Here is a 982-nt window from a genome sequence, read left to right as displayed (position 1 = left end):
CGCGGCTGCCGAACCACTCGCCTCCGGCCCAGTCGCCTCCGGCCCAGTCGCCTCCGGCCCAGTCGCGTTCGGCCCAGTCGCGTTCGAACCAGGCGTGTTCGAACCAGCCGGCGCACCTCGTCCCGCGGCCTGGACGGACACGGCACGGTGGTTACTTGACGGTGGTTACTTGACCGCGTCCTTCACCCGGTCGACAAGCGACGCGAAGGGGCCGACCGCCCACTGGGCCGTCGTGGAGCCGGCTATCGCGGGGTGGGGATGGGTCGGGGCGATCTTCTCGGCCGTCCGGAGCCGCCGGCCCATGCGCTGGAGCTGTTCCTCGGCGCGTGCCGGGTGCAGGGTGGGGAATTCCTCCTGCTCCTCGTGCTCGGCGTGCTCCAGCACGGCCATCTCGAACTGCGCGAGCCGGGTGTCGAACTCCGCGCTGCCGACGTCCATCTTCTCCAGTTCGGCCAGCACGCGGTTGGCCGCCTCCTCCTCGTGGTTGCGCGCCTCGGACACCTCGGCCCCGGCCACGTCCCGCGTGACCGGCCGCAGGACCATCTCCTCCCCGGTCTCGTGCACCGCGAGCAGCGCCCGCAGCTCGTCGAACGCCTGCTGCTTGTGCTCACCCTCCGCGGTCTTCACGTCCGCGAACAGATCACGGATGCGGGCGTGCTGCTCCAGCAGAATGCCCACGACGTCGTCCTGTGGAAGCCGTGCGGCCTGGGCGCGCTCTTCGTCGGCCTTACTCATCGTGGCTGTCCCTTCCTTGTCGGCGGTCCGCTCCGCGGCGGTGTCCCTGTCTGGGTGCCCAGGACCGACCACGGGTGAAACTGCGAACCGGCGACGGCCTCGTGCCGAGAGCTGCCAAGGACTGGATCTGACATCAGCGTCTTTTCCGGCAACGGGGTCATCCCGGCGTGAGAACGCCTTTCCCGGGCTCAGGCCGAACCTGCACCCGGATCCGGATCCGGATCCGGACCTGGCGCCGGTCAGCGGC

The 982-nt window shown here is 70.3% G+C and carries 1 protein-coding gene; it reads right to left on the bottom strand.

Annotated elements, in window-relative coordinates; genetic code table 11:
• Positions 1-165: 165 nt before the first annotated feature.
• Positions 166-735, bottom strand: coding sequence for a hemerythrin domain-containing protein (locus DD1DGNOD_RS15245; RefSeq protein WP_131767115.1), 570 nt, complete (start codon positions 733-735; stop codon positions 166-168).
• Positions 736-982: the final 247 nt, after the last annotated feature.

This window comes from Candidatus Protofrankia californiensis (genome assembly GCF_900634765.1).
GTDB lineage: Bacteria > Actinomycetota > Actinomycetes > Frankiales > Frankiaceae > Protofrankia > Protofrankia californiensis.
Note: the sequence above shows the minus strand (reverse complement) of the source record. Positions and strands in the feature narration are given on the sequence as shown.